The organism is Aeromonas crassostreae (assembly GCF_054052445.1).
Genome location: NZ_JBSTYM010000006.1, coordinates 1 through 24,568 on the forward strand (window position 1 = coordinate 1; position 24,568 = coordinate 24,568).

Consider the following 24,568-nt stretch of genomic DNA (forward strand, 5'->3'; position numbering starts at 1 on the left):
TACCCTCGCTGCGTGAAGCCAAGACCACAGAAGTACAGTGTGAAAAAAGCCAATAAAAACAATGCCAGTCAGCCTTAACTGACTGGCATTAGCCCCATGACGGGGCTTTGTGGACAATCTTATGGCTGCCTGGGCTCAACCCGGCGCGCCCAGCTGGGCCACCTGGCGCTCTATGCTGGCTTTGAGGTTGTCATCGAGCTTGAGGGCACGGGCCAGCTCGTCGAGATAGCCGCGCTCCATGAAGTGATCCACCTCGACGGCGAGCAGGGAGGCGAGGTAGACCTCGGTGGCCTGCTCCATGTCGGTCACCTCCCGGGCCAGGGCTTGCGGGTCCAGGGGGCGGGCCAGCTCGGCGTCAATCCAGCGGGCGGCGTCGGATTGGCCCTGCTCGGTCAGGTACTGCTGGATCTTCTGGCGCTCGTTGCCGTCGATGTGGCCGTCGGCCCGGGCCGCCGCCACCATGGCGCGCACCAGCAGGTTGGCGCGGGCATCCAGTTCGGCCCCCGCCAGCTCGTTGAGGGGATGGGGCGTGCCGGCCGCCGGCGCACTCTGGTTCTGCTGCCAGTCCTGATAGAGCTTGTAGGCCAGCCCGCCGAGGGCCGCCGCCCCGCCCACCGCCGCCACCTTGGTGCCGTATTTGCGTATCTTCTTGTTGCCAAGCAGCAGCGCCATGGCCCCGGCGGCCAGCCCCCCCTGGGCCATGCCCTTCATCTGGGCCTTGCGCGTGTCACCGCCATCGTTGAGCCAGCCCTTGCCAGCTCCCATCAATTGCTCCAGCATCTGCTTCATGGGGCCTCCTCATTGGCATGAGATTCCATGCTGTGCCGCCTCCTCTGAACTCAAGGTGAATGGATGTCTCTGCCCCGCCTCCTGATACTGACCCTGCTGACCCTGATGGCGTTCGCCGCCAATTCCGTGCTCTGCCGCCTTGCCCTGTTCGAGGAGCGGATGGATCCGGCCCTGTTTACCCTGCTGCGCCTGACCAGCGGCGCCCTGGTGCTGGTGCTGCTCTGCTCGGCCCGGCGCCAATCCCCCCGGCAAGGGGACTGGGGCGGCGCCCTCGCCCTCATTGTCTATGGCGCCGCCTTCTCGTTCGCCTACCTGACCCTGACCACGGGCACCGGGGCCCTGCTGCTGTTTGCCGCCGTCCAGCTCAGCATGCTGGCGCCACCCCTGCTGCGGGGCGAGCGGCTGCCCACACGCCAGTGGCTGGGCCTGCTGCTCGCCATGGGGGGCGTCATCTTCCTGTTGCTGCCCGGCATCCGGGCGCCGAGCCCCCTTGGGGCGGCCCTGATGGTGGCGGCCGGCATCGCCTGGGCCTGTTATACCCTGCGGGCGTCACGCTTTGACGACCCCATCGCCGCCAACGCCGGCCACTTCCTGCGGGCCTGCCTGCCCGCCGCCCTGCTCTATCTGCTGCTGGGCCGCCTTGAGGCCAGCCCGCTGGCCATCGGCTACGCCCTGGCCTCGGGGGCCCTGGCCTCCGCCCTCGGCTATGCGCTCTGGTATGGCGTCTTGCCCCAGCTAGGCCGCACCCTGGCCGCCAGCGTCCAGCTGCTGGTGCCCCCGCTGGCCGCCCTGGCCGGGATGCTCTGGTTGGATGAGTCCTGGTCGCTGCGGCTGTTATTGTCATCCTTGGGAATTTTGGGAGGGATAGCCCTCATCATCTGGGGTCGTCCCCCTGCCGGAGACAAACCATGAAGATTGCCATCTTGTTGCTGGGTTGCATCCTCTCGATGGGCCTGTCGGCCGCCCTGGAAGATAGGGAGGCGCGTCAGAGGGAACTGGACAAGGCATGTCTCGATGCCCAGCAAACCTTGATTGCCCAGGGTCGCTCCCAACGCATCGAGGCTTGTGAAGAGCAGGGCGGCGAGGCGGCCAGGTGCCAGCAGGAGTACGCCCGTTTCGGCCAGCGCGAGGGCAACAAGCGCCCGGATTTCAGCCAGGTCCCCGCCTGCCAGCAGGCCGAACGTTACCGGCAGAGCTATCGACGGTGATGGGCCCTGTGTCGCCCCTCTCAATGCCCGCGCCTTTCCACCCCATACACCATAAGGAAGTATCATGAGTGCCCGTGAACTGACCCTGCAATTTCTCGCCGAGCCCGCCGACGTCAACTTCGGTGGCAAGGTCCATGGCGGCATGGTGATGAAGTGGATCGATCAGGCCGGCTACGCCTGCGCCGCCGGCTGGTGTGGCGGCTATGCCGTCACCGTCTATGTGGGGGGCATTCGCTTCTTGCGCCCCATCCAGATTGGCCAGCTGGTGGAGGTGCACGCCAAGGTGATCCACACCGGCACCACCAGCATGCACCTGGCGGTGGATGTCTACAGCCGCCACCCCACGGATCCTGCGCGCCACAAGACCACCCACTGCATCATCATCTTCGTGGCCATGGACGAGCACGGCAAGCCGAGCCCTGTGCCCCAGTGGCAGCCGGTGAGCGAGAGCGATCTGCAGTTGCAGCAGTACGCCAAGAAGCTGATGGCCCTGCGCGAGGAGCTGGACAAGGAGATGCGCCAGCACATGTGACCCCGCCCCGGGCCGTCGAGGCGTGTCTTCGCCGCCCGGGGCGCTATAATGACGCCCACTCTGCCCCGTGAGAAACCAAGATGTCACTGGAAACTGCTCCCCCCGAGGTCAAACTCGCGGTGGATCTGATTGAACTGCTGGAAACCAACCAGATTGCCCCTGAGCTCGCCCTGGCGGCGCTCGCCATCGTCCGCCAGGACTATGAGCGCAAGCTTGAGGAAGGCCGGGCGCACTGACGCTGTCCCTTCAACCTGTCCCTTCCAACCTTTCCGTTCCAACCCAGGAGGCACCATGTCAGACCCCATCCGCGTCGAACAAGGCCGCGCCATGCAGCTTGCCGGCCTGCGTCGTCAACACGACTTCCAGCACGGCGACGTCGGTGGCCAGTGGCGTGACTTCAGCGCCCTTGGCCCCCTGCCGGGCCAGCTGGGGGAGCACGCCTACGGCGTCATCTGCGCCGCCACTGCCACCGAGTGCGACTATCTGTGCGCGGTGGAGGTCGCCACCCTGGCGGCGCTGCCCCCCGGCCTGGATAGGATGCAGCTCGCCCCCCAGACCTATGCCGTCTTTCGCCATCTTGGCCATGTCTCGGCCATGCCCCAGACCTGGCAGAGTGCGCTGGATTGGCTGGCGCACTCGGACTACGAGTCCGCCCACATGCCGAATTTCGAGCGCTACGGCGCAGGCTTTGACGCCACCACAGGCAGCGGCGAGGTGGAACTCTGGTTCGCCGTGGTGCCAAGGCAAGCCCTGGCCTGAGGCAGCGCAGGCCTCCACCCTGTACCGCTCTGCTGGTTGGCTGGGGGCGTGCACTTAGCGAGGCACCGTCGCCTCCTCCCCCATCACCTCGTCACAGAGTGCGATCAGGGCCTCGCACAGCCGGCTGAGGGGCTCACTCTCCCCCGCTCCCAGGTGCAGAGCCAGCTCCACCGAGCGCACCGCCGGCCAGTCCACCAGCGCCACCTGATCGGGCTGCTGCAATCGGGCGGGCAGCAGGCTGACCCCTATGCCCGCGCTCACCGCCCCCTGCAGGCTGGCGAGGCTGGCACTCACGTAGGCGATGCGCCAGGCGCGCCCCTCGGCATCCAGGGCGTCGGTGATCTGACGCCGATAGAGGCCTTCGCTCGGAAACACCACCAGGGGTAGAGGTTCCCGCTCGCTGGCGGGCCAGTCCCGGCTGTCGACCCAGGCCAGCGGCTCGCGCCAGCGGGCGATGGGCTCCCCCTGCCACCGTCCCTGCTTGATCAGCGCCAGATCCAGCTCTCCCCCCTCGAACGCCTGCCAGAGGGCGTGGCTGAGATCGCTTCTCACCTCCAGCCTCACCTCTGGGTATTGCCGGGCGAAGGCCGCCAGCACCGCCGTCATGGCGCCAGCGGCGAAATCCTCGGGCACCCCGAGGCGCAGGGGGTGACTGGCCTCGCTCACCCGCTCCCCCGCCCGGGCCAGCAGCCCCAGGATGCGGCGCGCCAGCCCCAGCAGTGTCTCCCCCTGGGCCGTGGTCACCACCTGGCGGCCGGATCGGTCGAGCAGGGTGCAGCCGAGCTGCTGCTCGAGGCGGCGCATCTGCTGGCTGATGGTGGACTGGGTCAGGTGCATCCGCTCGCCGGCACGGGTGAAACTGCCGGTCTCGACGATGGCGACGAAGCTCTGCAGCAGCTGGGGATCCAGCAAGGGTCGCTCCATGGGGGATTCTCCATTTATAAAATCACTGAAAGTCATTTTATCGTTTAATTTCCAAATGACTTACGGGCCCGTTAGGCTGCCGTCACCCCCTCTTTTCCCAGGATGATCCCATGTCACAGCCTCCCCACTCCGGTGCCCGCCTCGTCAACGCCCTCAGTGCCGTCTCGGCCCCCCGCCATCAGGGGTGGCTGGAGCAGACCCTGCAGCTGGCCCTGACCCACCGCCAGCAGGGGGGCCGCCCCTTCGCGGCCCTCTTGGTGCGAGACAACCAGCTGGTGGCGAGCGCCGTCAACCGCATGCTGGAGGCGGGGGATCCCACTCGCCACGCCGAGCTGGAGGTGCTGCGGGAGGGGAGCCGCAAGGGCCCGCTCGCGGGCGCCATCGTCTATGCCAGCGGCCACCCCTGCCCCATGTGCCTGTGCGCCCTGGTGATGAACGGCATCAGCGCCGTCTACTACGCCTTCGACAATGAAGATGCGGCCCCCTTCGGCTTTGACAGCACATCGAGCTATGACAAGCTGCGCCTGCCGCTGAGCCCGCCGCCCCTGCCCCTCATCAAGTTGCCAAGCCCCATCCCGGCCGCCGCCCTCTACGGCCCCCAGTCCCATGGTTAAGCGCCCGATCCCGCCTGGCAGCGGCGCCCTGCTGGTGCTGGTGGTGCTGATTGGCATCAACCTGCGTCCCTTCCTCACCGCCATCGGCCCCCTGGCGGGACAGATAGACGCCCAGCTGGGCCTCGGTATGGACAGGCTGGCCTGGGTCACCCTGCTGCCGCTGCTGCTGATCGGGGTCGGCGTCCTGCTCACCCCGGCCCTGCTCGACAAGGCAGGCCCCCGCCCCTTGCTCGGGGCGGCCCTGTTGCTGCTGATGCTGGGCAGCGCCCTGCGCTTTGACGTGAGCAGCGGCGCCCTGCTCATCGCCAGCGCCGCCCTGTGCGGGCTGGGGTCGGCCCTCGTGCAGGGGACATTGCCCGGCCTCATCAAGGGGGCCTTTGCGGGCAAGGTGCCCCTGGTGATGGGGATCTTCTCCGCCTGCATGATGGGGGGCGGGGCGCTCGGCGCCGTGCTCACCCCGCGCCTTGCCGCGCATCTGGACTGGTCCAGGGCGCTGGCGCTCTGGGGCCTGCCGGTGCTGCTGGCGCTGATCTGGCTCGCCTGGCGGGTCCCCCTGCCCGCCGCCGCGCCGCACTCCGCCCCATCAGGGGAGCCGCGGCTGATCGCGCTGCCCCGCGCCTGGCTGCTGATCGCCTGCTTTGGCATCATCAACAGCGGCTACGGCATCGTCGTGGCCTGGTTGGCCCCCGCCTACCTGGCGCTGGGCTGGAGCCCCCAGCAGGGAGGCGAGCTGGTGGCCTGGCTGGCCCTGGCCCAGACCGCCAGCGGCCTGGGTCTGCCGCTGCTGGCGGCACGCAAGGAGGACAGGCGCCCCTGGATGGGGCTGGCCATAGTGATGCAGGTGGCGGGCTTTGGCGGTCTCTGGCTCGCCCCCCAGGCCGCCCCCATCCTCTGGTGCCTGCTGTGCGGCGCCGGCCTTGGCGGCAGCTTCTCCCTCATCATGGTGATTGCACTGGATCACCTGCCAGACCCCAGACGCGCCGGTAGCCTGAGCGCCCTGATGCAGGGATTTGGCTTCATGCTGGCGGCCACAGGCCCCTGGGTGGCGGCCCGCCTGCACCACTTGAGCGGAGATTTTGCCAGCGCCTGGCAGTGGCAGCTCGGCGGTTTGATGCTGATGAGCCTGCTGGTGCTGCGCCTCGACCCGCGCCACTACCCCAGGGCCATGGGCCTTGCTCCGAGCCAGGCAGGGCACGAAGGGACGCCCCTCCCCGGCAACACACCCGCCTGATCCGGCCCCAGCCCCGAAACCTTTGGGCCAAAAAGAAAGACACCGGCCAGGGGCCGGTGTCTTTCATCAGGATGCGAGGAAGGTCGGGGCCTCAGCGCCCCTTCTTCTGCCGCCCGACCTGGCTGGAGCGCGGCTTGCCCGGGGCCGGTTTGCCCCCCTTGCCTGGCGCACCTTTAGCTGAAGCGGCTTTTCCGGCGCCGCCTTTGTTGGCAGCCCCTTTGCCCGCGCCGCCCTTGCCTGCGGGGCTTTTCTTCTCGAAGGCCTCCGGGCCCGGCACATTGGGACGGCCGCCAATCTCGTGATCGTCGTCGCGGCGCGGCTTCTTGCCCTGGGCCGGTTTGGCGGTTTGCGCCGCCGGGGTCTTGGGTTTCTCCCCCTTGGCCGGTTTCACCTCGGAGGAGGAGTCTTCAATGAGCTTGAACAGCTCGATCAACTCGTCGTCGGTGAGATCGCGCCACTCCCCCACCGGCAGCCCCTTGAGGCTGACGTTCATGATGCGGATGCGCTCGAGCTTGGTCACCTCGAAGCCGAAGTGCTCGCACATGCGGCGGATCTGGCGGTTGAGCCCCTGCACTAGCGTGATGCGAAACACGAAGGGAGCCTCTTTTTTCACCTTGCACTTCTTGGTGACGGCGCCGAGGATGGGCACCCCGGCCGCCATGCCCCGGATAAACTCGTCGGTCACCGGCTTGTCGACGGTCACCAGGTACTCTTTCTCGTGATCGTTGCCCGCCCGCAGTATCTTGTTCACCAGATCCCCGTGGTTGGTGAGGAAGATGAGCCCCTGGGAGTCCTTGTCGAGGCGCCCTATGGGGAAGATGCGGGTGCTGTGGTTGACGAAGTCGACGATGTTGTCCTTCTCCGCCGCCTCCGTGGTGGAGACGATGCCCACCGGCTTGTTCAGCACGATGAAGACCAGGCTGTCCGCTTCGCGCGGCTCGATCACCTGGCCGTTGACCTTGACCAGATCCCCGGCAAACACCTGATCCCCCACCTCGGCCCGCTTGCCGTTGATGTAGACATGGCCCTGCTCGATGAAGCGGTCGGCCTCGCGGCGCGAGCAGATGCCGCTCTCGCTGATGTATTTGTTCAGGCGCATGGATTCATCGGCCAGCATGGGTCACCTGCCAGATCGTGGAGTTCAGAAGAAGTGTCGGCTGAGTCAGCCAGGTCATGGTCGGGTTAGTCTGCATACGGTTCCATCTACAAAAAGCATCTACAAAAAGTATCTACATAAAGCATCTGCAAAAGAGTCGCGTCAAAGGGGCAAGGCTTTCGCGTTCATCAAAAAAACGCCGCTACAGTAGCATATTGCCCCGCCTCATTCCCCGGATACTTGTCACCCGCCCCGATCCAGCGCACCAGAGTGCCCCCCTTCCGCCACCCTGTTGGCGCGAGGCCCCCATCCCCGCCGGCAAATGGGCACGACCAGAGGTGGACCAGGAGGGGGAAACATGGCAAAAACAGCGCCATGCGCCATCCAGACGCGAGGTACAGACCGGTTTTAAATGTATTCAGTCAATATGCAACAAGGTTGTTAAATTCAACTATAAAGGCGAGAGCTTTTTGCTAATTATTGACATAAAACGCATAAAAAGATTTTCGTTCGCGCGAATCATCTTGCTATGATTGTGCCGGTTTTCTATGACTTTCGGCTGCTAGCACCCCCATCGCTGGCAAACCCGACAAAAGATCGGATCTTTGTCCGCATTCATCCCCAACATACACGGACACCTTGGATGCAGGGCATGTGCTCTTCTCTGGCAAGAGGCCAATTTCATCATTCATTACAGGAGTTACAGATGAGTCATTCCCTATCGCAGGCGGATTTTCTGGCCCAGGTGGCCAAGCGCAACCCCCATCAGCCCGAGTTTCTTCAGGCGGTGAGCGAGGTCCTCGCCTCTATCTGGCCCCATGTTGAACGCCACCCCCGCTACCTGCAACACGGCCTGCTGGAGCGGCTAGTGGAGCCCGAGCGTCTCATCCAGTTCCGGGTGAGCTGGGTGGATGACCAGGGTCAGGTGCAGGTCAACCGTGGCTATCGGGTGCAGCACAACAGCGCCATCGGCCCCTTCAAGGGAGGCATGCGTTTTCACCCCTCGGTGGATCTCTCCGTGCTCAAATTCCTCGCCTTCGAGCAGACCTTCAAGAATGCCCTCACCACCTTGCCCATGGGTGGCGGCAAGGGGGGCAGCGATTTTGATCCCAAGGGCAAGAGCGAGGGGGAGGTGATGCGCTTCTGCCAGGCGCTGATGCTGGAGCTCTATCGCCACCTCGGCGCCAACACCGACGTGCCGGCCGGTGATATCGGCGTGGGCGGGCGCGAGGTGAGCTACATGGCGGGCATGATGAAGAAGCTGACCAACAGCGCCGAGTGCGTCTTCACCGGCAAGGGGCTCTCCTTTGGCGGCAGCCTGATCCGCCCGGAAGCCACCGGCTATGGTCTGCTCTATTTTGTCGAGGCCATGCTGGCCCATCGCGGCCAGTCCCTGGCCGGCCTGCGGGTCTCGGTGTCGGGCTCGGGCAACGTGGCCCAATACGCCATCGAGAAGGCGATGGCGCTGGGCGCCCGGGTCATCAGTGCCTCTGACTCCGGCGGCACCGTCTACGATCCGGACGGTTTCACCCCCGAGAAGCTGGCCCGCTTGATGGCACTCAAGAACGAGCAGCGCAAGCGTATCGCCGATTATGCCTACGACCAGGGGCTGGAGTTCTTCACCGGCCGCACCCCCTGGCACCTGGCGACCGACGTCGCCCTGCCCTGCGCCACCCAGAACGAGCTGGGGGAAGAGGATGCCGCAGCCCTGATCGCCAATGGGGTGCAACTGGTGGCCGAGGGGGCCAACATGCCGAGCAGCGCCGCCGCCATCCGCCTCTTCCACGAGGCCAGAGTGCTGTTTGCCCCGGGCAAGGCGGCCAACGCCGGTGGGGTGGCCACCTCGGGCCTGGAGATGAGCCAGAACGCCCAGCGCCTCTGCTGGACTCGAGAGGAGGTGGACGCCCGCCTCAAGGGGATCATGACCAGCATCCACGCCACCTGCGTACGCTACGGTGAAGATGAGCATGGCCATGTGAACTACGAGAGCGGCGCCAACATCGCCGGCTTCGTCAAGGTGGCCGACGCCATGCTGGCGCAAGGGGTCTGCTAGTTCCCGCCCGCCTCGATGTCAGCACAAAACGGCAGCCCCTGGCTGCCGTTGTTGTCTGGAGGCCAAGGCGCTCTGACAGGGCCATCACCCGATCCAGGGGCCAGCGGGTGATGAGCCGAGCCCACCTGTCCCCGGTTGCGCGGCCCCTCCCCCAACAGTGGCAGATTGATCTTCTGGTTGCCAAAGCGCAGGGCCCGGCGCCCGGCCCCGAAGGTGATGGGCTCCATCTTGAAGGCGCGGCTGTAAAATCCCACCGCCCGATCATAGCCAGTCCCCTCGGCTGGAACTGTGCCTTGGTCCGCAAAGCCCCTGCCTCGTTGGCTCCTATCTCCTTTGCCGCTTTTTTACCCCCATTAGGAGTAAGTGAACGACAACGTAATGATTTATTTACATAAATCCATTGATGAGGCACAGGATCCTCGACTTTTCGGCTGAAGAGTGGTGTCAATTGGATTAAGATGCCTAGCATCAAATGCAACTCGGATGAAACCATCATTATGCCGGCGGCGGCATGGGATGGTGTATCGGACACTAGGGGTCAGTTTTGCACAAGACATGGACGGACGAAGAGTTAAGGGCAACGGTGGCCGCCTATCTGGATATGCACAACAAGGCGTTGAATGGCATCCCCTTTGTCAAGAAACACTATTACGCAGAGCTGGCGACACGCTTCGCACGCTCCGAGAAATCATTTGAATATCGGATGCAAAACATCTCTTACGTCTGCGTCTTGATGGGCAGGCCTTGGGTCTCTGGATTAAAACCTGCCAAGCATGTTGGCTCGCAGCATGTGCCCATCATAGCGCGCCTGATCTGCGAGCTGGATGGCCAACCCTACACCGGGCAAGCGGAGTTCGAGCATCAGGTCATCCTATATAAGGAGAAGCCAGCAGTTCCTCTTCCTCTTGGCACCCAGGAGCCCGTTCAGCACTATGTCACCGCGACGAGTCATGTGAGGGATCCCCAGGTCAAAGCCTGGGTGCTGGTGGCCGCAGCCGCTGAGTGTGAGGGTTGTGATGCACAAGCCCCCTTTCTCACGGCGACCGGGGAGCCCTTTCTCGAGGTGCATCATCTGCGCACCTTGGCGGAAGGGGGCTCGGATACCGTCGGCAACACGGTCGCTCTCTGCCCCAATTGCCACCGCGAGCTGCATTATGGTGCCCACAAAGAGGCGCGCCGAGACGCGCTCTATCAAAAACTCCCAAGACTTATCAGAGAATAAGTCTGATCACTGCCCCTACATCCAATGACAAAGAGCCCATGATGGGCTCTTTGTCTTAAAGACTGTCCCACTTGCCTGCCTGTTGGGAAGCAAAGCAACCGCGACAACGCCGCGCCAAACCAGGACATATGAGGCATGGAACCCCACCCGGTCATACCCCTGCTTTTCAAGCGGGAAAATTTGGAACCCACCTTGGGACAAGGGGCGGGGGAGCATTGCCAGCAAGGGAGCATTTCAGGGTTTTTACTCTGATCCAGGGCTCATTTTGGCACGTATTGCTGGCCGGTTTGAGGCGCCTCTGGTGTACAATCGCCAGCCCAATTTTCCCCGCAAGCCCGGCCATGGCTCAGGCCGTTATCCATCCCAGAGTGAGTGAACGTGACCGCGACCCACCCCATGCTCGACAGTTATTACAGCCAGGATCTGGTGTTCTTCTCCATCCTGGTGGCGGTGCTCGCCTCTTACACGGCGCTGAATATGACGAGCCGGGTGAGCCAGAGCCGGGGACGGGCCGCCGCCCTCTGGCTCGCGGGGGGCGCCTTCGCCATGGGGCTGGGCATCTGGTCCATGCATTTTATCGGCATGCTCGCCTTCAACCTGCCCATCGCGCTCGGCTACGACCTGACCCTGACCGGTATCTCCCTGGTGGCGGCCATCGGCTCGTCGGCCTTCGCGCTCTGGCTGGTGAGCCGCCCCCAGCTGCCCTGGCGTCACATCGCGGGCGGCGCCCTGCTGATGGGGGCCGGCATCGCCACCATGCACTACATCGGCATGGCGGCCATGAAGATCACCCCGGGCATTCATTACGACCGCGGCCTCTTCGTGCTCTCCATCCTCATCGCCGTGCTCGCCTCCGGCGCCGCGCTCTGGATTGCGTTTCGCCTGCGCAACAGTACGCCGTGCGCCTTCTTTCAAAAGGCCCTCGCCTCCCTGGTGATGGGAGCGGCCATCATCGGCATGCACTACACCGGCATGGCGGCGGCCCAGTTTCCCCAAGGGAGCCTGTGCGGCGCCCTCTATACCGGCCTCAATGCCCAGTGGCTGGCGACCGTCATCATCATAGTGACCCTGGCGGTGTTCGCCATCGCCCTGGTGCTCTCCATGCTCGATGCCCACGCCGCCCGCCTCTCCACCTCCTTGCACCTGGCCCACGACGAGCTGCTCAAGCTGGCGCTCCATGACAGCCTGACCCGGCTGCCGAACCGGCTGCTGTTTGCCGACCGGCTGGAGCAGCGCATCCAGGAGTGCCAGCGCAGCCAGCGCAGTTTCGCCCTGCTGTTTCTCGACCTCGACGGCTTCAAGATCATCAACGATGCCCACGGTCACCACACAGGGGATCTGCTGCTGGCCGAGGTGGCGACACGGATCACCGGGCTGCTTGGCGGGAGCGACACCGCCTCGCGTTTTGGCGGCGACGAGTTCGTGCTGGCCCTGGCGCCGGGGGATATCACCCAGACCACGGCCTTCGCCGAGCGGCTGCTGGCGGCCCTGGCCCAGCCCTACCCCTGGGAGCATCACAGCCTACACATCACCGCCAGCATCGGCATCGCCGTCTATCCCCAGGATGGCACCAGCCTGCACGAGCTGACCCTCAACGCCGATGCCGCCATGTACCACGCCAAGGAGCGGGGGCGCAACGACTACTGCTACTTCGACAGTGCCATGAACGCCAACGCCCACCAGCAGTTCCTGCTGCAACAGGCGCTGCGCCATGCCCTGGAGCGAGGGGAGCTGGCCCTGCACTACCAGCCCAAGTACGACGCCCGCAGCGGCCGGGCGGTCGGCGCCGAGGCGCTGCTGCGCTGGCAGCACCCCGAACAGGGCGCCATCTCGCCGGCGAGCTTCCTGCCCCTGGCGGAGAAGAGCCGCCTCATCATCCCCATCGGCAACTGGGTCATCGACGAGGCCTGCCGCCAGATGAGCCGCTGGCGGGCGTCGGGTCATGACGACTGGAGCGTGGCGGTGAACCTCTCCACCATACAGCTGGCGAGCCCCGGCCTGCTCGAAGAGGTGCAGGGCGCCCTCGCCCGCCATCGGCTGGAGGCCCACCACCTCACCCTGGAGATCACCGAGTCCACCGCCATGGAGAACGCCGAGGAGAGCCTGGCCATCCTCAATCGCCTGGCCGAGCTCGGCCTTGGCATCTCCATCGACGACTTCGGCACCGGCTACTCCAGCCTGCTCTACCTCAAGCGCTTCCCCGCCAACGAGCTCAAGATAGACAGGGGCTTCGTCGCCACCCTGACGCACGAGGGGGACGATGCCACCATCATCGGCGCCATCATCGCCCTGGGTCAGGCCCTGGGGATGCGCATCGTGGCAGAAGGGGTGGAGACCCCGGCGCAGCGCGCCCTGCTCACCGAGCTTGGCTGCGACACCCTGCAGGGCTATCTGCTGGGGCGCCCCATGGCGGGGGAGCTGCTGCTGGCTCACTGCCACCAGCCCCGCTGCGCCTGATGATGCCAGGGGCGTGCGTGCCTTGCGGCCACTCCTCCGTGAACCACGACCATGAAAAACGGCGCCCGAAGGCGCCGTTTTTTGCACTATCGTCCTGGCGTGGCCACGGACGGGGAACAAGGGGTGAGCTTATTCCTCTTCCAGGTAGGCATAGCCTTGCAGACCCAGCTCCAGCTCGTCGAGCAGGGCCTTGCGGGTCTCATCGTCCAGGGCCGGATGGGAGACGATGCGCTGATAGCTCTCGCGGATCACCGAGGGGTCGATGTTGACGTAACGCAGCAGTTGGTCGACGGTGTCGCCGCGCACCACGTTGCGGATGTCCATCTTGCCTTCCTCGTCCAGCCAGACTTCCGCGCAGTGGGTGTCACCGAACAGGTTGTGCAGATCCCCCAGGATCTCCTGGTAGGCCCCCACCAGGAAGAAGCCGACGTGGCACTCTTCGTGCTCGCCGTACTCCGGCATCGGCAGCGTGCTCTCGACACCCAGACCGTCGACGTAGTGCTCCACCTGACCGTCGGAGTCGCAGGTGATGTCCATCAGGATGCCGCGGCGGCTGAGCGGCCTGTCCAGACCGGTCAGCGGCATCACCGGGAACACCTGGCCTATGCCCCAGGCATCGGGCAGAGACTGGAACAGGGAGAAGTTGGCGAAACACTTGTCGGCCAGCTTCTCGTTCAGGTCATCGGCCAGGGCGCGGTGGCTGCGGTTGATGGGGTTGAGCTTCTCTTTCAGGGTGAGGCAGGTGTTCTGGTGCAGGCTCTCGGCCCAGGCACGCTGCTCCAGGTTCAAGAGGCCCATGGTGTACTGGGCGTTGACGTCGGTCAGGTCGGCCAGGGAGTCATGGAACAGCTCCAGCAGGGAGGGATCTTCCTCGTTGTTGAGCTCGAGCCAGCCCTTCCACATGTTCTGCAACAGGGTCGGCGCGTCCTCATCCGGTGCATGGACCTCGCTCATCTGCGCCCCTTCGGCACCTATGATGTTGGTGACCAGCACGGCGTGGTGCGCGGTCAGGGCGCGGCCAGACTCGCTGATGATGGTCGGGTGCGGCAGGTCGAACTCGCGGCAGACATCGCCGATGCCCCACACCACGTTGTTGGCGTACTCGGACAGGCTGTAGTTGGCGGAGCAGTGGCTCTGGGAGCGAGTCCCTTCATAGTCCACCCCCAGGCCGCCGCCCACATCGACCACGTCGACGTTGGCGCCCAGGCGACGCAGCTCGGCGTAGAAGCGGCCGCACTCGCGGATGCCACCCTGGATGTCGCGGATGTTGGCTATCTGGGAACCCAGGTGGAAGTGCAGCAGTTGCAGGCAGTCCAGCTGACCCAGGCTGCGCAGACGCTCCACCAGGGCCAGGATCTGGGCGGCGGAGAGGCCGAACTTGGACATGGCGCCGCCGCTCGATTCCCACATGCCGGAGCCGGTGGAGGCCAGACGGGCGCGCACCCCGATATTGGGCTTGATGTTGAGGCGCTTGGCCTCGTCGAGCACCAGCTCCAGCTCGGAGGGCTTCTCGACCACTATGTAGACCTTGTGGCCCATCAGGTTGCCGAGCAGGGCGTGACGCACGTATTCACGGTCTTTGTAGCCGTTGCAGACGATGACGGAGCCGCGATCGTGATGGTGGGAGAGGACCGCCAGCAGTTCTGGCTTGGAGCCCGCTTCCAGGCCCAGACGGGGCTTGTCGCTGTAGGACTGGCTGATGGTTTCGATGACGCGGCGCTGCTGGTTCACCTTGATGGGGTAAACGCACAGGTAGTCCCCCTCATAGCCTGACTTTTCGATGGCCTGACCGAAGGCGTTGAACAGGGCATCCACCCGACTCTTGAGGATGTCGGGGAAACGGAGCAGCACGGGGGTGGTCAGCCCGGACTGGCGCAGTTGTTCGATGGCGTCAGACAAGACGATCTGCGCCTCGGGGCGAGATTTATCGGGCGATACCGTCACGTGACCGGCGTCGTTGATATTGAAGAAACCCGCACCCCAGTAGGGAACGTTGTACACCTTCAAGGAGTCCTTGCTGGACCAGTTAGTCATGGGCTATGCCTCGCAAATGAGCGGCCGGGGGCCGCCTTCGTTACCCTCAATCACATCCAGACCATCGATCGCAGAGTCTGACCAACCGTGGCGGTCAGCGGTGGCGGCAAGGTCTTGGGTCACATCACGCTTGACCATGAACCTTTCCTCGCCCCCGGATCCTCTATTGCACATCGCGGCAAGCCAAGGCTGCCTGGTGGATCTTGGGAAGTAACGAGTCTTGATGTGGGGCTTGTGGCTTTACATCAAGCTCAACGGTATGCGGTGCTGGATCTCAGCGCCGCGGTACTTTGATGGCACGCGGCATCAGCCACGCCACGGCTCATCATGGCCTCGCAGTCACTACACCCAGGGAGCGGAATTTCAAGGAAGAGAGGGACGAGGCGCCATCGCAAACGCGAACAGATGACGACAAGATGCCGCAGCCGATAACGCCATCCACGACCGCCCATGACAAGGGGATGATGATGAGCCCGGGGACCCACTCGGTCGTCTGGAGATGGCAATGCCTGCTGTTCTCCCTGATACCGGAACCTAACCGGTATAAAAGAAATCCAATCCCTGCAGTGTCTGTCGTGTCTGCATGCCTCGCCCTATAGGCGGTCGAACTCAAGGGGAACTGGCGGCCTCGCCTGCTCAGGGTGACCCCTTGGATCGGCGCGGAGTTTACACACTTTGGCGCCGGGCTGACAATAAAAAATCCTGTTAAATTTTCGCTTTTTTGCCATGGGGTGGATCTCGCTGCCAGCCAAGCCAGCTCTGGGGTTGGCCCCTGTCCCCCTCCCCTGGCGGCCTGTGGCTTTTTGCGCTCTTTTCCCAACGCCAGATCCCCCCTTTTTTCCCGGCGCCGGCCAGCGGACAGGGGCTGTCGGCAATCAAGCTCAACAGAGTCCTCCCCCCGCCTGCGATCGCCATCAAACTGTCATCGACCTGCCACGGGGCGGGAACAGAAGGAGGCCATGCTGGGGGGAGAACCACAGCCGGAGCCAGCCATGTTCAGCGTCGACAGCCTACTTCGTCAGCACTTTCCCCGTCTCACGCTCCCGGGCCCGGCCCGCAGCGCCCTCAAATGGCTGCTGCGCGAGCGCGACTTCCAGGCCTTTGCCGCCCAGTTTCCCCACCTCAAGGGGCTCGATTTCGTCGAGCAGGCCCTCAGCCAGCTCGATTTCGACTATCGGGTCAGCGATGCCCAGCTCGAGAACATACCGGCCGAGGGGCGGGTCATCCTGGTGGCCAACCACCCCATCGGCTCCCTGGATGGCCTGGCGCTGCTGCGCCTGCTCGGCCGCATCCGCCCGGACGTCAAGATAGTCGCCAACCAGCTGCTGGCGGGCCTGCCCCCCCTGCGCCCCCTGCTGCTGCCGGTGGACAATCTGGGGGGCAAGACCGACAGGCGCGCCATCCTCGCCATGGGGGAACACCTGGCCAGGGAGGGGGCCCTCATCATCTTCCCGGCCGGGGAAGTGTCGCGCCTGGGGCCCAGGGGGATCAAGGATGGCCCCTGGCAGGGAGGCTTTCTCAAGCTGGCCAGGCGCACCCAGACCCCGCTGGTGCCGATCCACCTGGGGGCGCGCAACGGCCTGGGTTTCTACCTCGGCTCCTGGCTCAACAAGTCCTGGGCCGGTCTCCTGCTGGTCGGCCAGCTGTTTCGCCAGCAAGGGGGGCGCATGACCATCACCATAGGTCAGCGCATCCCGCCCCACGCCTTCTGCGCCCTGCCTGCCAAGGAGGGGGCCAGGCTGGTACGCGCCCACCTCTATCGCATCGGACGCGGCAAGCCGGGCCGCCTCACCACGGAGGCCCCCATCGCCCTGCCGGGGGACAGGGTGCGGCTCAAGCAGGCGGTGGAGGGCTGCGAGGCCCTCGGCCACACCCCGGATGGCCAGGGGATCTACCTCTATCGTCGCCACGAGCAGAGCCACTCCGAGATACTGCGCGAGCTGGGGCGCCTGCGGGAGATTGCGTTTCGGGCGGTGGGGGAAGGGTCGGGCAAGCGCCGGGATCTGGACGGCTATGACGATGACTACTATCACCTGCTGCTCTGGGATCCGGCCCGCCTCGAGATAGTGGGGGCCTACCGCTTCATCCCGGTGCAGGAGATGCTAGCGAGCAAGGGGCTCGCCGGCCTCTACAGCCACACCCTGTTTGGCTTCGACCCGGCGCTAAGGCCCCAGCTGGAGCAGGCCATCGAGCTGGGCCGCAGCTTCATCCAGCCCGCCTACTGGGGCAAGCGCGGCCTGGACTACCTCTGGTTCGGCATCGGCGCCTACCTGGCCCGCTATCCCCACTACCGCTACCTGTTCGGCCCGGTATCGTTGTCTGCCAGCCTGCCGCCCCAGGCGCGAGATTTGCTGGTGAGCTTCTACCGTCAGCACTTCGCCCCCCGGGAGGGGACGGATGGCGCCCCCCTCGCCCCCTCCCGTCGCCCCTATCCGGCCACGGATCCCCACTTCGCGGATCTCGACTATGGTCGCGCCCTCACCGAGCTCAAGTCCCGGCTCGGCAACCTGGGCTGCGCCATCCCCACCCTCTACAAGCAGTATTCCGAGCTGTGCGAGCCGGGGGGCGTCCAGTTCATGGACTTTGGCATAGACCCCGACTTCAACCACTGCATCGACGGCCTGGTGTGGGTGGACGTGAGCCGGATAAAGGCCCACAAGCGGGCCCGCTACATCAGCAGCCATCTGGCCGATCCGCACCCATAGCCCTGGGGGCGCAACACAAACAGCAGAGGGAGGCCATGGCCTCCCTCTGCTTTCTCGGTATTGCTGAACACCTTTAGGACGCCCAGCCAATCAGGCATTATTGCTGAACACCTTTTGGCACGCCCGGCCAATCAGGCGTTACTCGCCCGGCTTGCGATCCGAGTGGCCTAGGTCGCGCTCCGGGGTGATGATATCGCGCACCCGCTGCTTGATCTCCTTGGCCTCGGGGAAGCCCTCGTCCGCCACCCTGTCCCACACCAGCACACCGTCCACCAGGATGCGAAACTCCCCCTTGCTGGCGGGCACCAGGGCCACCTCGCCGAGATCGCTGTCAAAGGTCGACAGCAGCTCCTGGGCCAGCCAGGCGGCGCGCAGCATCCAGCGGCACAGGGTGCAGTAACGGATCTCTATCCTGGGTTTGGCCATGGTCTGTGTGTTCATCGGGTTGCTCCGTTCTTGCCCGCCCCCTGGCGGTCTCTGTTCGCTATGTATCCTTCACTGCCGGCATTCATTACCAGCATTCACTACCAACATGGAACAGGCCTTTGATAACGCTGTCCCTTTTGCCCTGCAAACCCGCGTCACTGGGTCACGCCGTGGAAGTCGGCCAGCCAGTGGCGGGCGATGGTGCGCATCAGATCCGGCGGCAACTCCCTCAGCCCGGGCACCATGGGGAATTCGGCCAGCAGCCGCATCCCCTCGATGATCTCCGCCAGCACCAGGTAGACATACTCTCCTATCACGGCGCCATGGACGAAATTGACCGCCTCGCCGCGATTGAGCAGGAAGATGATGCTGCCATCGGGGCGGGTCAGGGCCAGCACATGGGGGCACACCTCCTCGCTCGGCCAGGGCAGCTCGGCCAGGCTGAAGGCGAACTCGTCATCCGCCGAGGTGACGGAGGCGAGCATGGCGCCGGGGCGCAGCGCCGCCAGATCCTCGAGGTTGAGGGAGCCGTTGCCGGTGGAGCAGACCACCAGCTCGGCCCGGGCCAGGGCCTGGGCCTTGTCCACCAGCTTGAAGCCGTGGGAGAGGGCCTCCACCTGGCGCAGTTCGTCCGTCTCCACCAGCTCCAGATGCAGGTTACGGCACCTGAGCTCGCGGGCGATGCTGCGCCCCACCTTGCCATAGCCAAACAGGGCCGCCTGGCAGACGTTGAAGGTGCGGTTGAGGGTGCGGGCCAGGGACTCGGCAGAGTAGACCACGCTCAGCCCTATCTGGATATCTTCCGCCTGCTTGAGGGGGCTGCGGGCGACCGACAGCACGGGGGCCATCAGGGGCTCGAGGGCGTAACGCTGATGGCCGTTCTCCGTCATCTCCACCACCCCGAGAAAACGGGGGCCGAAGCACTCGGCGAGCTGGGCCTGGGTGCGGGCAAAATAGCCGCCTATGTCCAGGATGACCAGGCGCTCATGGGCCGCCACCAGGGGAGCAATCCTGGCGACCACCTGCTGGGGACAGTTGCTCCACTGGCGATTGAGCTCCAGCACGGGGAAGTGCTGGCAGGCCCAGGCCAGGGTCTCGCCATGGGCCGACTTGGGCTTGGGCAGGATGGCGCCAATGCGCCCCACCTGGGCCAGGGCCTGGATGAAATGGGGGCGATCGGGCAGCAAGTGAGTCACAAGCAGAATGCAGAGCCCCTCGATGGGCCCCTGCCGGGTAAAATGGCGAAAAAACAGATGCTCAGATCCTTGACTGCGCAACTGTGGCCTCCTTAGCACGCCGCAAACCGCGGGCAAACAGAAACCCGGCCTGGCCGGGTTCTGAAAGTGTCCAAAAACGAGATATGGAACCTTTGTAGCCCAAACGCGATTGAGGCTCAATCTTTATCGGGCAAAACTATGCACCAGGTGGCACTGCGCCCGTTAATTGATTGTTTTACATGCACTAACCCCGCTGATCAGCCTGTCATCAATAGAGGGAGGCCTCGGGCCAGACGAACCAGAGACTGAGGCCGGTGCCGAGGACGGCCAGCGCGATGAGCGCCCCCCAGCGCACCGGCAGCGGGCGGGATCTCAGGTGCCACTCCAGCGCAGGCAGCAGCCAGACCGGCAGCAGGGCCAGCAGCGGCACCTCCACGTATTGCCAGGCGAGCATCTGCAAGAAGGCGAGCGCCAGGGCCAGGGCGGCCGGGGTGACGCTCACGCCGGCGAAGGCCGCGAGCAGGGCACGGAAACCGGCCAGAGCGGCCAGGGCACCGGCCAGCTGGGCGATGAGCAGGCTGCCATCTATGCCGATCACCAGGGCCAGCCAGATGAAGCCCAGGGCAAATCCCACCCCTTCCCGGCTGTCCCCGCGCCCCTGGGTCCAGCCCAGCCAGCTCAGGGCCAGCGCGAGCGCCCCCCAGAGTGCGGGCGTGCCCCTGATCAGGGTGGCAAAGCCCAGCCACCAGATGAGGGCGCCGAGCCCGGCGAAGAGCGCCAGGGCCAGCCAGCGGTTGGCCAGGGGAGCGGCGATGGCCGCCACCAGCAGGGTCAGCGGCAGCCACTGCCACGCCTTGACCGGCAGCAGATAGGTGCCACCGACCAGGCAACCCACCAGCCAGAGCGCCAGCGCCCCCCACAGATACCCCAGCCGCGGCCAGCGCCACGACAGCAAAGCGGCCCCCAAAGGGGCCGCCAGGGTTTGTAGCAAGAGTGCTGCGCCCATTACTTGCGCACGCCTTCGACGAACAGGTTGATGCTCATCTCGTCCGGAATGCCCGGCAACATGTAGCTCACGCCAAAGTCGCTGCGCTTGATGGTGGTGCTGGCGTTGAAGCCGCTGCGATAGCCGCCCCAGGGATCCTTGCCTTCACCGATGTGGACCATATCGAAGGCCACGTCCTTGGTGACGCCGTGCAGGGTCAGGGCCCCTTTCAGCACCCCCTTCTCCTTGCTGCCTTCATAGCCGGTGCTGACGAAGGTCATCTTGGGGTACTGCTTGACGTCCAGGAAATCCGGGCTGCGCAGGTGCTTGTCCCGGGCCTCGTGGTTGGAGTCCACGCTGGCGGCGTCGATCTCGAAGCTCGCCTTGGCGGCGGCGGGGTTGGCGTCGTCCATGGAGAAGGTGCCGCTGAAGGTGTTGAACCGGCCCACCAGCTCGGAGAAGCCCAGGTGGCCCGCCTTGAACTGGACTGTGGTGTGCGCCGCATCGACATCGTAGTCGGCCGCCATCAGGGGAGCCGCCATAAACAGGCAGGAAGCCAGCAGGACCTTGGTCATTTTCATTTATCGTTCCTTCGTGGGTAACGTGATGGGGGATTGTCAGATGCTAACCCACCATGAGAGAGTGATAATCAGCGATTTATTAAAATAATTATCAACTGAGAGTGGAATATGGATCAGATCGCCGCCATGCGCGTCTTCATCAAGGTGGTGGAGCATCAGAGCTTTACCAGGGCCGCCGCCCAGCTCGGCATCTCGGTCGCCATGACCTCCAAGCTGATGCAGCAACTGGAGGAGTCCCTCTCCACCCGGCTGCTGTCGCGCACCACCCGCCAGGTCAACCCCACCGAGGCGGGCCAGTTCTACTACCAGCGCTCCCTGGCGCTGCTGGCGGAGCTGGAGGAGACCCACAGCCAGCTCACCCACAACAACCAGCAGCCCCAGGGCACCCTCAAGCTGTCGGTGCCCATGGATTTTGGCTACCTGCACCTCTCCCCCGCCCTGCCGCTGTTCCGTGCCCGCTTCCCCGAGCTCAAGCTGGAGATAGAGTACAGCGATCGGCGGGTCGCCCTGGTGGAAGAGGGCTTCGATCTGGCGCTGCGCATCGGCAATCTGCCGGACTCCTCCCTGGTGGCCAGGCCCCTGGCCAGCATGCGGCTCGAGGTGTGCGCCAGCCCGGACTACCTGGCGCGCAGGGGTAACCCAAAGACCCCGGAAGATCTCAAGGAGCACGACTGCCTCGTCTACACCCTGACCCAGCCGGACTGGGTCTTCACGCGCGCTGGCGAGCAGGTGAGCGTGCGCCCCCAGGGGCCCCTTCGCGCCAACAACGGGGTGGCCCTGACCCGGGCCGCCTGTGACCATCAGGGCATCATATTGCAGCCCACCTTCATCGTCGGGGATGCACTGCGGGAGGGGAAACTGGTGTCACTGCTGCCCCAATGGGACAAGGGGGAGGTGGGGCTCTACGCCCTCTATCCGCACCGCCGCTTCGTCTCGGCCAAGGTGCGCTGCTTTATCGAGTTCGTGCAGGAGCGCTATCTCGCCCCCCACTATTGGGACAGAGCGCAGCCATGATGGGAAGGGCTCCCATCATCTCGCCAGCTCATCAGAACCGGGACAGGCCACAGCCATGATGGGAAGGGCCCGCAGCATCTCGCCAGCTAATCAGAACGGGGACTGGCCACAGCCATGATGGGCAGGGCTCGCATAGTTTCGCCAGATCATCATAACGGGGACTCAGAACTGGGACATGGGGAGGGGCTAGGACGCCGTCCCTGAGCGGGCCTGCAACAGGGTGCCATCGCACCGGATCTGCCAGTGCGGCAGCCTGGCCTGGATCTCCGCCAGTTGGGACGCCTTGAGGGCATAGGGCAGCGTCACCGTCAGGGCGGCGCAGTCGTGCAGGGCGGCCAGTTGCAGCATCAGGACAAGGTTGGCCTCGTCGCGGCGGTTGCGATTGACGCGCCGCTCCACCTCGAAGCGAAAGTGCCCCTCGGGATCCGCCGTCATCGCCTGCCAGCCAAAGCCGAACAGCGGCATGACGGCGCTGACGATGCCAAGGGCGGTCAGGGGCCGCTTGGGAGGGTGATAGAGGGCATTGAGGTCGAAGGCGACCGGCTCCTGCATGGGGGCCCGATCCCGGGATAAGATGTTATTGCTCATTGGCCTGACCTCTTGGTTCCTCTAGACTCCGTCGCATAGTCAAACGTCCATGCCAACGAGGTGCTGATGCTAAGCGATATCGAGATCTCCCGCCAGTCCCCCCGCCTGCCCGTGACCACCCTGGCAGAACGCCTCGCCATCGATCCGGCCTGCCTCTCCCTCCAGGGCCCGCACATGGCCAAGCTGGATCCCGCTCTGCTGCGCCAGGAGGCGCGCAAGGAGGGCCGGCTTGTCCTGGTCAGCGCCATCACTCCGACCCCCTTGGGCGAGGGCAAGACGGTGACGACCATCGGCCTCGCCATGGGCCTCAACCACATAGGCCAGTCCAGCATCGCCACCATACGCCAGCCGAGCCTGGGCCCGGTGTTTGGCGTCAAGGGGGGCGCCGCCGGGGGTGGCATGGCCCAGGTGGTCCCCATGGAGGCGATGAACCTGCATCTGACCGGGGATTTTCACGCCGTCACCGCCGCCCACAACCTGGCCGCCGCGGCCCTGGATGCCCGCCTGTTCCACGAGACCCGGCTCGGCGCCGAGTTCAGTGCCAGGACCGGTTTGCCGCGCCTCGACATAGACCCGGCCAACATCCTCTGGCCCCGGGCCCTGGACATCAACGACAGGGCCCTGCGCCACCTCACCCTCGGCCAGGGCGACCCCGCCGACGGGGTGAGCCGCGCCGATCGCTTCGTCATCACCGCCGCCTCCGAGCTGATGGCCATTCTGGCGTTGGCCAGCGATCTGAGAGACTTGCGCGCGCGCATCGGCCGCATCCAGCTCGCTCTCGATACCCGGGGCCAACCCATCACAGCCGAACAGCTGGAGGTGGCCGGCGCCATGACGGTGCTGCTCAAGGAGGCCCTCAAGCCCACCCTGATGCAGACCACGGAGCAAACCCCGGTGCTGGTGCACACAGGGCCCTTTGCCAACATCGCCCATGGCAACTCTTCGGTCATCGCCGATCGCCTCGCCCTGCACCTGGCCGATTACGTGGTGACGGAGGCGGGTTTTGGCTCCGACATGGGGCTGGAGAAGTTCTTCAACATCAAGTGCCGCCAATCCGGGCTCGCCGCCGACGCCGTGGTGCTGGTGGCCACGGTGCGGGGACTCAAGGCCAACAGCGGCCTGCTGGACATTCGCCCGGGCCAGCCACTGCCGGCCTGCCTTGCGCAGGAAGACCTGCCGACCCTCAAGCAAGGCTGCGCCAACCTGGTCTGGCATATCGACAACGCCCGCCGTTATGGTGTGCCCGTGGTGGTGGCCCTCAACCGCTTCCCCAGCGACAGCGAGGCCGAACTGGCCATGGTGCTTGCCGCCGCCCGGGATGAGGGGGCCGAGGCGGCCATCTCGGATGCCTTCAGCCAGGGGGGGCCGGGGGCCGGCACCCTGGCCAAGACCCTGGTGGCCGCCTGCGAGCGGGCCGGGCGTGGGCAGGCAAATGCCCAGCGACTCTACCCCGATGCCCTGCCCCTGGCCGCCAAGCTCGCCACCCTGGTGGAGTGTGGCTATGGCGGGCGCGGCGTCGCCCTCTCGGATCGGGCGCGCCAGCAGCTGGCGGCCCTGTCCGCGGCGGGCTGGGATCATCTGCCAGTCTGCATCGCCAAGACGCCGCTCTCCCTGAGCCATGATCCGGCCAGGAAGGGGGTCCCCACCGACTTCGAGCTGCCCATCCACTCCCTGACCCTGTGCGCCGGGGCGGGCTTCGTCTATGCCCTGGCGGGCCCCGTCATGACCATGCCGGGTCTGGGGGCCCTGCCTGCTTATCGCCATATGGATATCGATGACGACGGCGAGATAGTGGGTTTGAGCTGATAACCGCACCGGCTCCCTGCCCTCCCCAACCGCCATATCGATATCGATGACGACGGCGAGATCATTGGCTTGAGCTAATAACCGCGCCGGCTGGCAGCCTGCCCTCCCCAACCGCCATATCGACATCGATGTCGACGGCGAGATCATTGGCTTGAGCTGACGCGCCGGCTGGCAGCCTGCCCTCCCCAACCGCCATATCGACATCGATGACGACAGGGAGATAGTGGGCCTGAGCTGAAGAGACTGTTGGAGGCTGCCCTCCCTGAGCGCCATATCCATATCGACGAGAACGGCGAGATCATTGGCTTGAGCTGATAACCGCACCGG

Annotated in this window: 22 protein-coding genes and 1 pseudogene; 13 read left to right on the top strand and 10 right to left on the bottom strand. The window is 65.1% G+C overall.

Translation table 11 applies throughout. The annotated features are described in order from the left end of the window. Nucleotides 1-135 precede the first annotated feature (135 nt). Complete coding sequence (locus tag ACW5W4_RS06280; protein WP_456688792.1) at nt 136-789, bottom strand: tellurite resistance TerB family protein; 654 nt, start codon at nt 787-789, stop codon at nt 136-138. A 63-nt stretch (nt 790-852) separates the two neighbouring features. Between ACW5W4_RS06280 and ACW5W4_RS06285 the strand changes: the two genes are divergently transcribed. The 5 genes from ACW5W4_RS06285 (at nt 853) to ACW5W4_RS06305 (ending at nt 3,288) form a co-directional block, all read left to right on the top strand. Next, nucleotides 853-1,701: a DMT family transporter gene (locus tag ACW5W4_RS06285; protein WP_456688793.1), complete on the top strand. Its 849-nt coding sequence runs from the start codon at nt 853-855 to the stop codon at nt 1,699-1,701. Further along, the gene (locus tag ACW5W4_RS06290) at nt 1,698-1,997 is read left to right on the top strand and encodes a hypothetical protein (RefSeq protein WP_456688794.1); all 300 of its coding nucleotides are present in this window, start codon (nt 1,698-1,700) and stop codon (nt 1,995-1,997) included. Before ACW5W4_RS06285 ends, ACW5W4_RS06290 begins: the two co-directional genes overlap by 4 nt. A gap of 61 nt (nt 1,998-2,058) precedes the next feature. Continuing rightward, nucleotides 2,059-2,529, top strand: a complete 471-nt coding sequence (locus tag ACW5W4_RS06295) for an acyl-CoA thioesterase (protein ID WP_456688916.1) — start codon at nt 2,059-2,061, stop codon at nt 2,527-2,529. Nucleotides 2,530-2,609: 80 nt separating this feature from the next. Further along, the gene (gene rsmS / locus ACW5W4_RS06300; protein ID WP_139435937.1) at nt 2,610-2,765 is read left to right on the top strand and encodes a pleiotropic regulatory protein RsmS; all 156 of its coding nucleotides are present in this window, start codon (nt 2,610-2,612) and stop codon (nt 2,763-2,765) included. Between the two features lie 55 nt (nt 2,766-2,820). Then, entirely contained in the window at nt 2,821-3,288 is a 468-nt protein-coding gene (locus ACW5W4_RS06305; RefSeq protein ID WP_456688795.1) for a GyrI-like domain-containing protein, read from the top strand. 54 nt (nt 3,289-3,342) lie between these two features. Here the strand turns inward: ACW5W4_RS06305 and ACW5W4_RS06310 are convergent, their stop codons facing one another. Next, entirely contained in the window at nt 3,343-4,200 is an 858-nt protein-coding gene (locus tag ACW5W4_RS06310) for a LysR family transcriptional regulator (protein WP_456688917.1), read from the bottom strand. 122 nt (nt 4,201-4,322) lie between these two features. Between ACW5W4_RS06310 and ACW5W4_RS06315 the strand changes: the two genes are divergently transcribed. Next, on the top strand, nt 4,323-4,826 hold the full coding sequence (locus ACW5W4_RS06315; protein ID WP_456688796.1) for a nucleoside deaminase: 504 nt from the start codon (nt 4,323-4,325) through the stop codon (nt 4,824-4,826). Next, nucleotides 4,819-6,057 (top strand): cyanate transporter, encoded by a 1,239-nt coding sequence (locus tag ACW5W4_RS06320; protein ID WP_456688797.1) that lies wholly within the window; start codon nt 4,819-4,821, stop codon nt 6,055-6,057. Before ACW5W4_RS06315 ends, ACW5W4_RS06320 begins: the two co-directional genes overlap by 8 nt. Nucleotides 6,058-6,148: 91 nt before the next feature. On the opposite strand, the gene rluF is transcribed toward ACW5W4_RS06320, so the two are convergent. After that, on the bottom strand, nt 6,149-7,174 hold the full coding sequence (rluF, locus tag ACW5W4_RS06325) for a 23S rRNA pseudouridine(2604) synthase RluF (protein ID WP_456688798.1): 1,026 nt from the start codon (nt 7,172-7,174) through the stop codon (nt 6,149-6,151). A gap of 685 nt (nt 7,175-7,859) precedes the next feature. Here rluF and gdhA point away from each other — a divergent pair. Beyond that, nucleotides 7,860-9,206, top strand: a complete 1,347-nt coding sequence (gene gdhA / locus ACW5W4_RS06330; protein WP_427261895.1) for an NADP-specific glutamate dehydrogenase — start codon at nt 7,860-7,862, stop codon at nt 9,204-9,206. A gap of 79 nt (nt 9,207-9,285) precedes the next feature. Here the strand turns inward: gdhA and ACW5W4_RS06335 are convergent. Next, nucleotides 9,286-9,460: pseudogene (locus tag ACW5W4_RS06335) on the bottom strand (VOC family protein); the annotation flags it as partial. Between the two features lie 290 nt (nt 9,461-9,750). Between ACW5W4_RS06335 and ACW5W4_RS06340 the strand changes: the two are divergent. Beyond that, nucleotides 9,751-10,428, top strand: coding sequence for an HNH endonuclease (locus tag ACW5W4_RS06340; protein WP_456688799.1), 678 nt, complete (start codon nt 9,751-9,753; stop codon nt 10,426-10,428). 378 nt (nt 10,429-10,806) lie between these two features. After that, the gene (locus ACW5W4_RS06345; protein WP_456688800.1) at nt 10,807-12,885 is read left to right on the top strand and encodes a putative bifunctional diguanylate cyclase/phosphodiesterase; all 2,079 of its coding nucleotides are present in this window, start codon (nt 10,807-10,809) and stop codon (nt 12,883-12,885) included. 129 nt (nt 12,886-13,014) lie between these two features. Here the strand turns inward: ACW5W4_RS06345 and speA are convergent, their stop codons facing one another. After that, on the bottom strand, nt 13,015-14,919 hold the full coding sequence (gene speA, locus ACW5W4_RS06350) for a biosynthetic arginine decarboxylase (RefSeq protein WP_408796871.1): 1,905 nt from the start codon (nt 14,917-14,919) through the stop codon (nt 13,015-13,017). 992 nt (nt 14,920-15,911) lie between these two features. Between speA and ACW5W4_RS06355 the strand changes: the two genes are divergently transcribed. Next, nucleotides 15,912-17,624, top strand: a complete 1,713-nt coding sequence (locus ACW5W4_RS06355) for a GNAT family N-acyltransferase (protein WP_456688801.1) — start codon at nt 15,912-15,914, stop codon at nt 17,622-17,624. A gap of 138 nt (nt 17,625-17,762) precedes the next feature. Here the strand turns inward: ACW5W4_RS06355 and ACW5W4_RS06360 are convergent, their stop codons facing one another. From ACW5W4_RS06360 to ACW5W4_RS06375, 4 genes are all read right to left on the bottom strand, one after another. After that, nucleotides 17,763-18,065 (bottom strand): SelT/SelW/SelH family protein, encoded by a 303-nt coding sequence (locus ACW5W4_RS06360; protein WP_456688802.1) that lies wholly within the window; start codon nt 18,063-18,065, stop codon nt 17,763-17,765. Nucleotides 18,066-18,205: 140 nt separating this feature from the next. Next, complete coding sequence (locus ACW5W4_RS06365; RefSeq protein ID WP_111872943.1) at nt 18,206-19,327, bottom strand: adenosylhomocysteinase; 1,122 nt, start codon at nt 19,325-19,327, stop codon at nt 18,206-18,208. 208 nt (nt 19,328-19,535) lie between these two features. After that, nucleotides 19,536-20,273, bottom strand: coding sequence for a hypothetical protein (locus ACW5W4_RS06370; protein ID WP_456688803.1), 738 nt, complete (start codon nt 20,271-20,273; stop codon nt 19,536-19,538). Then, entirely contained in the window at nt 20,273-20,833 is a 561-nt protein-coding gene (locus tag ACW5W4_RS06375) for a YceI family protein (RefSeq protein WP_456688804.1), read from the bottom strand. Before ACW5W4_RS06375 ends, ACW5W4_RS06370 begins: the two co-directional genes overlap by 1 nt. Nucleotides 20,834-20,941: 108 nt before the next feature. Here ACW5W4_RS06375 and ACW5W4_RS06380 point away from each other — a divergent pair, with 108 nt between their 5' ends. Further along, nucleotides 20,942-21,847: a LysR family transcriptional regulator gene (locus tag ACW5W4_RS06380; RefSeq protein WP_456688805.1), complete on the top strand. Its 906-nt coding sequence runs from the start codon at nt 20,942-20,944 to the stop codon at nt 21,845-21,847. 186 nt (nt 21,848-22,033) lie between these two features. Here ACW5W4_RS06380 and ACW5W4_RS06385 read toward each other — a convergent pair whose 3' ends face one another. After that, a complete protein-coding gene (locus ACW5W4_RS06385; protein ID WP_456688806.1) occupies nt 22,034-22,435 on the bottom strand; it encodes a hypothetical protein in 402 nt (133 codons plus the stop codon). Between the two features lie 66 nt (nt 22,436-22,501). On the opposite strand from ACW5W4_RS06385, the gene ACW5W4_RS06390 reads away from it, so the two are divergent. Next, complete coding sequence (locus ACW5W4_RS06390; protein ID WP_456688807.1) at nt 22,502-24,241, top strand: formate--tetrahydrofolate ligase; 1,740 nt, start codon at nt 22,502-22,504, stop codon at nt 24,239-24,241. The last annotated feature ends 327 nt before the right edge of the window (nt 24,242-24,568 follow it).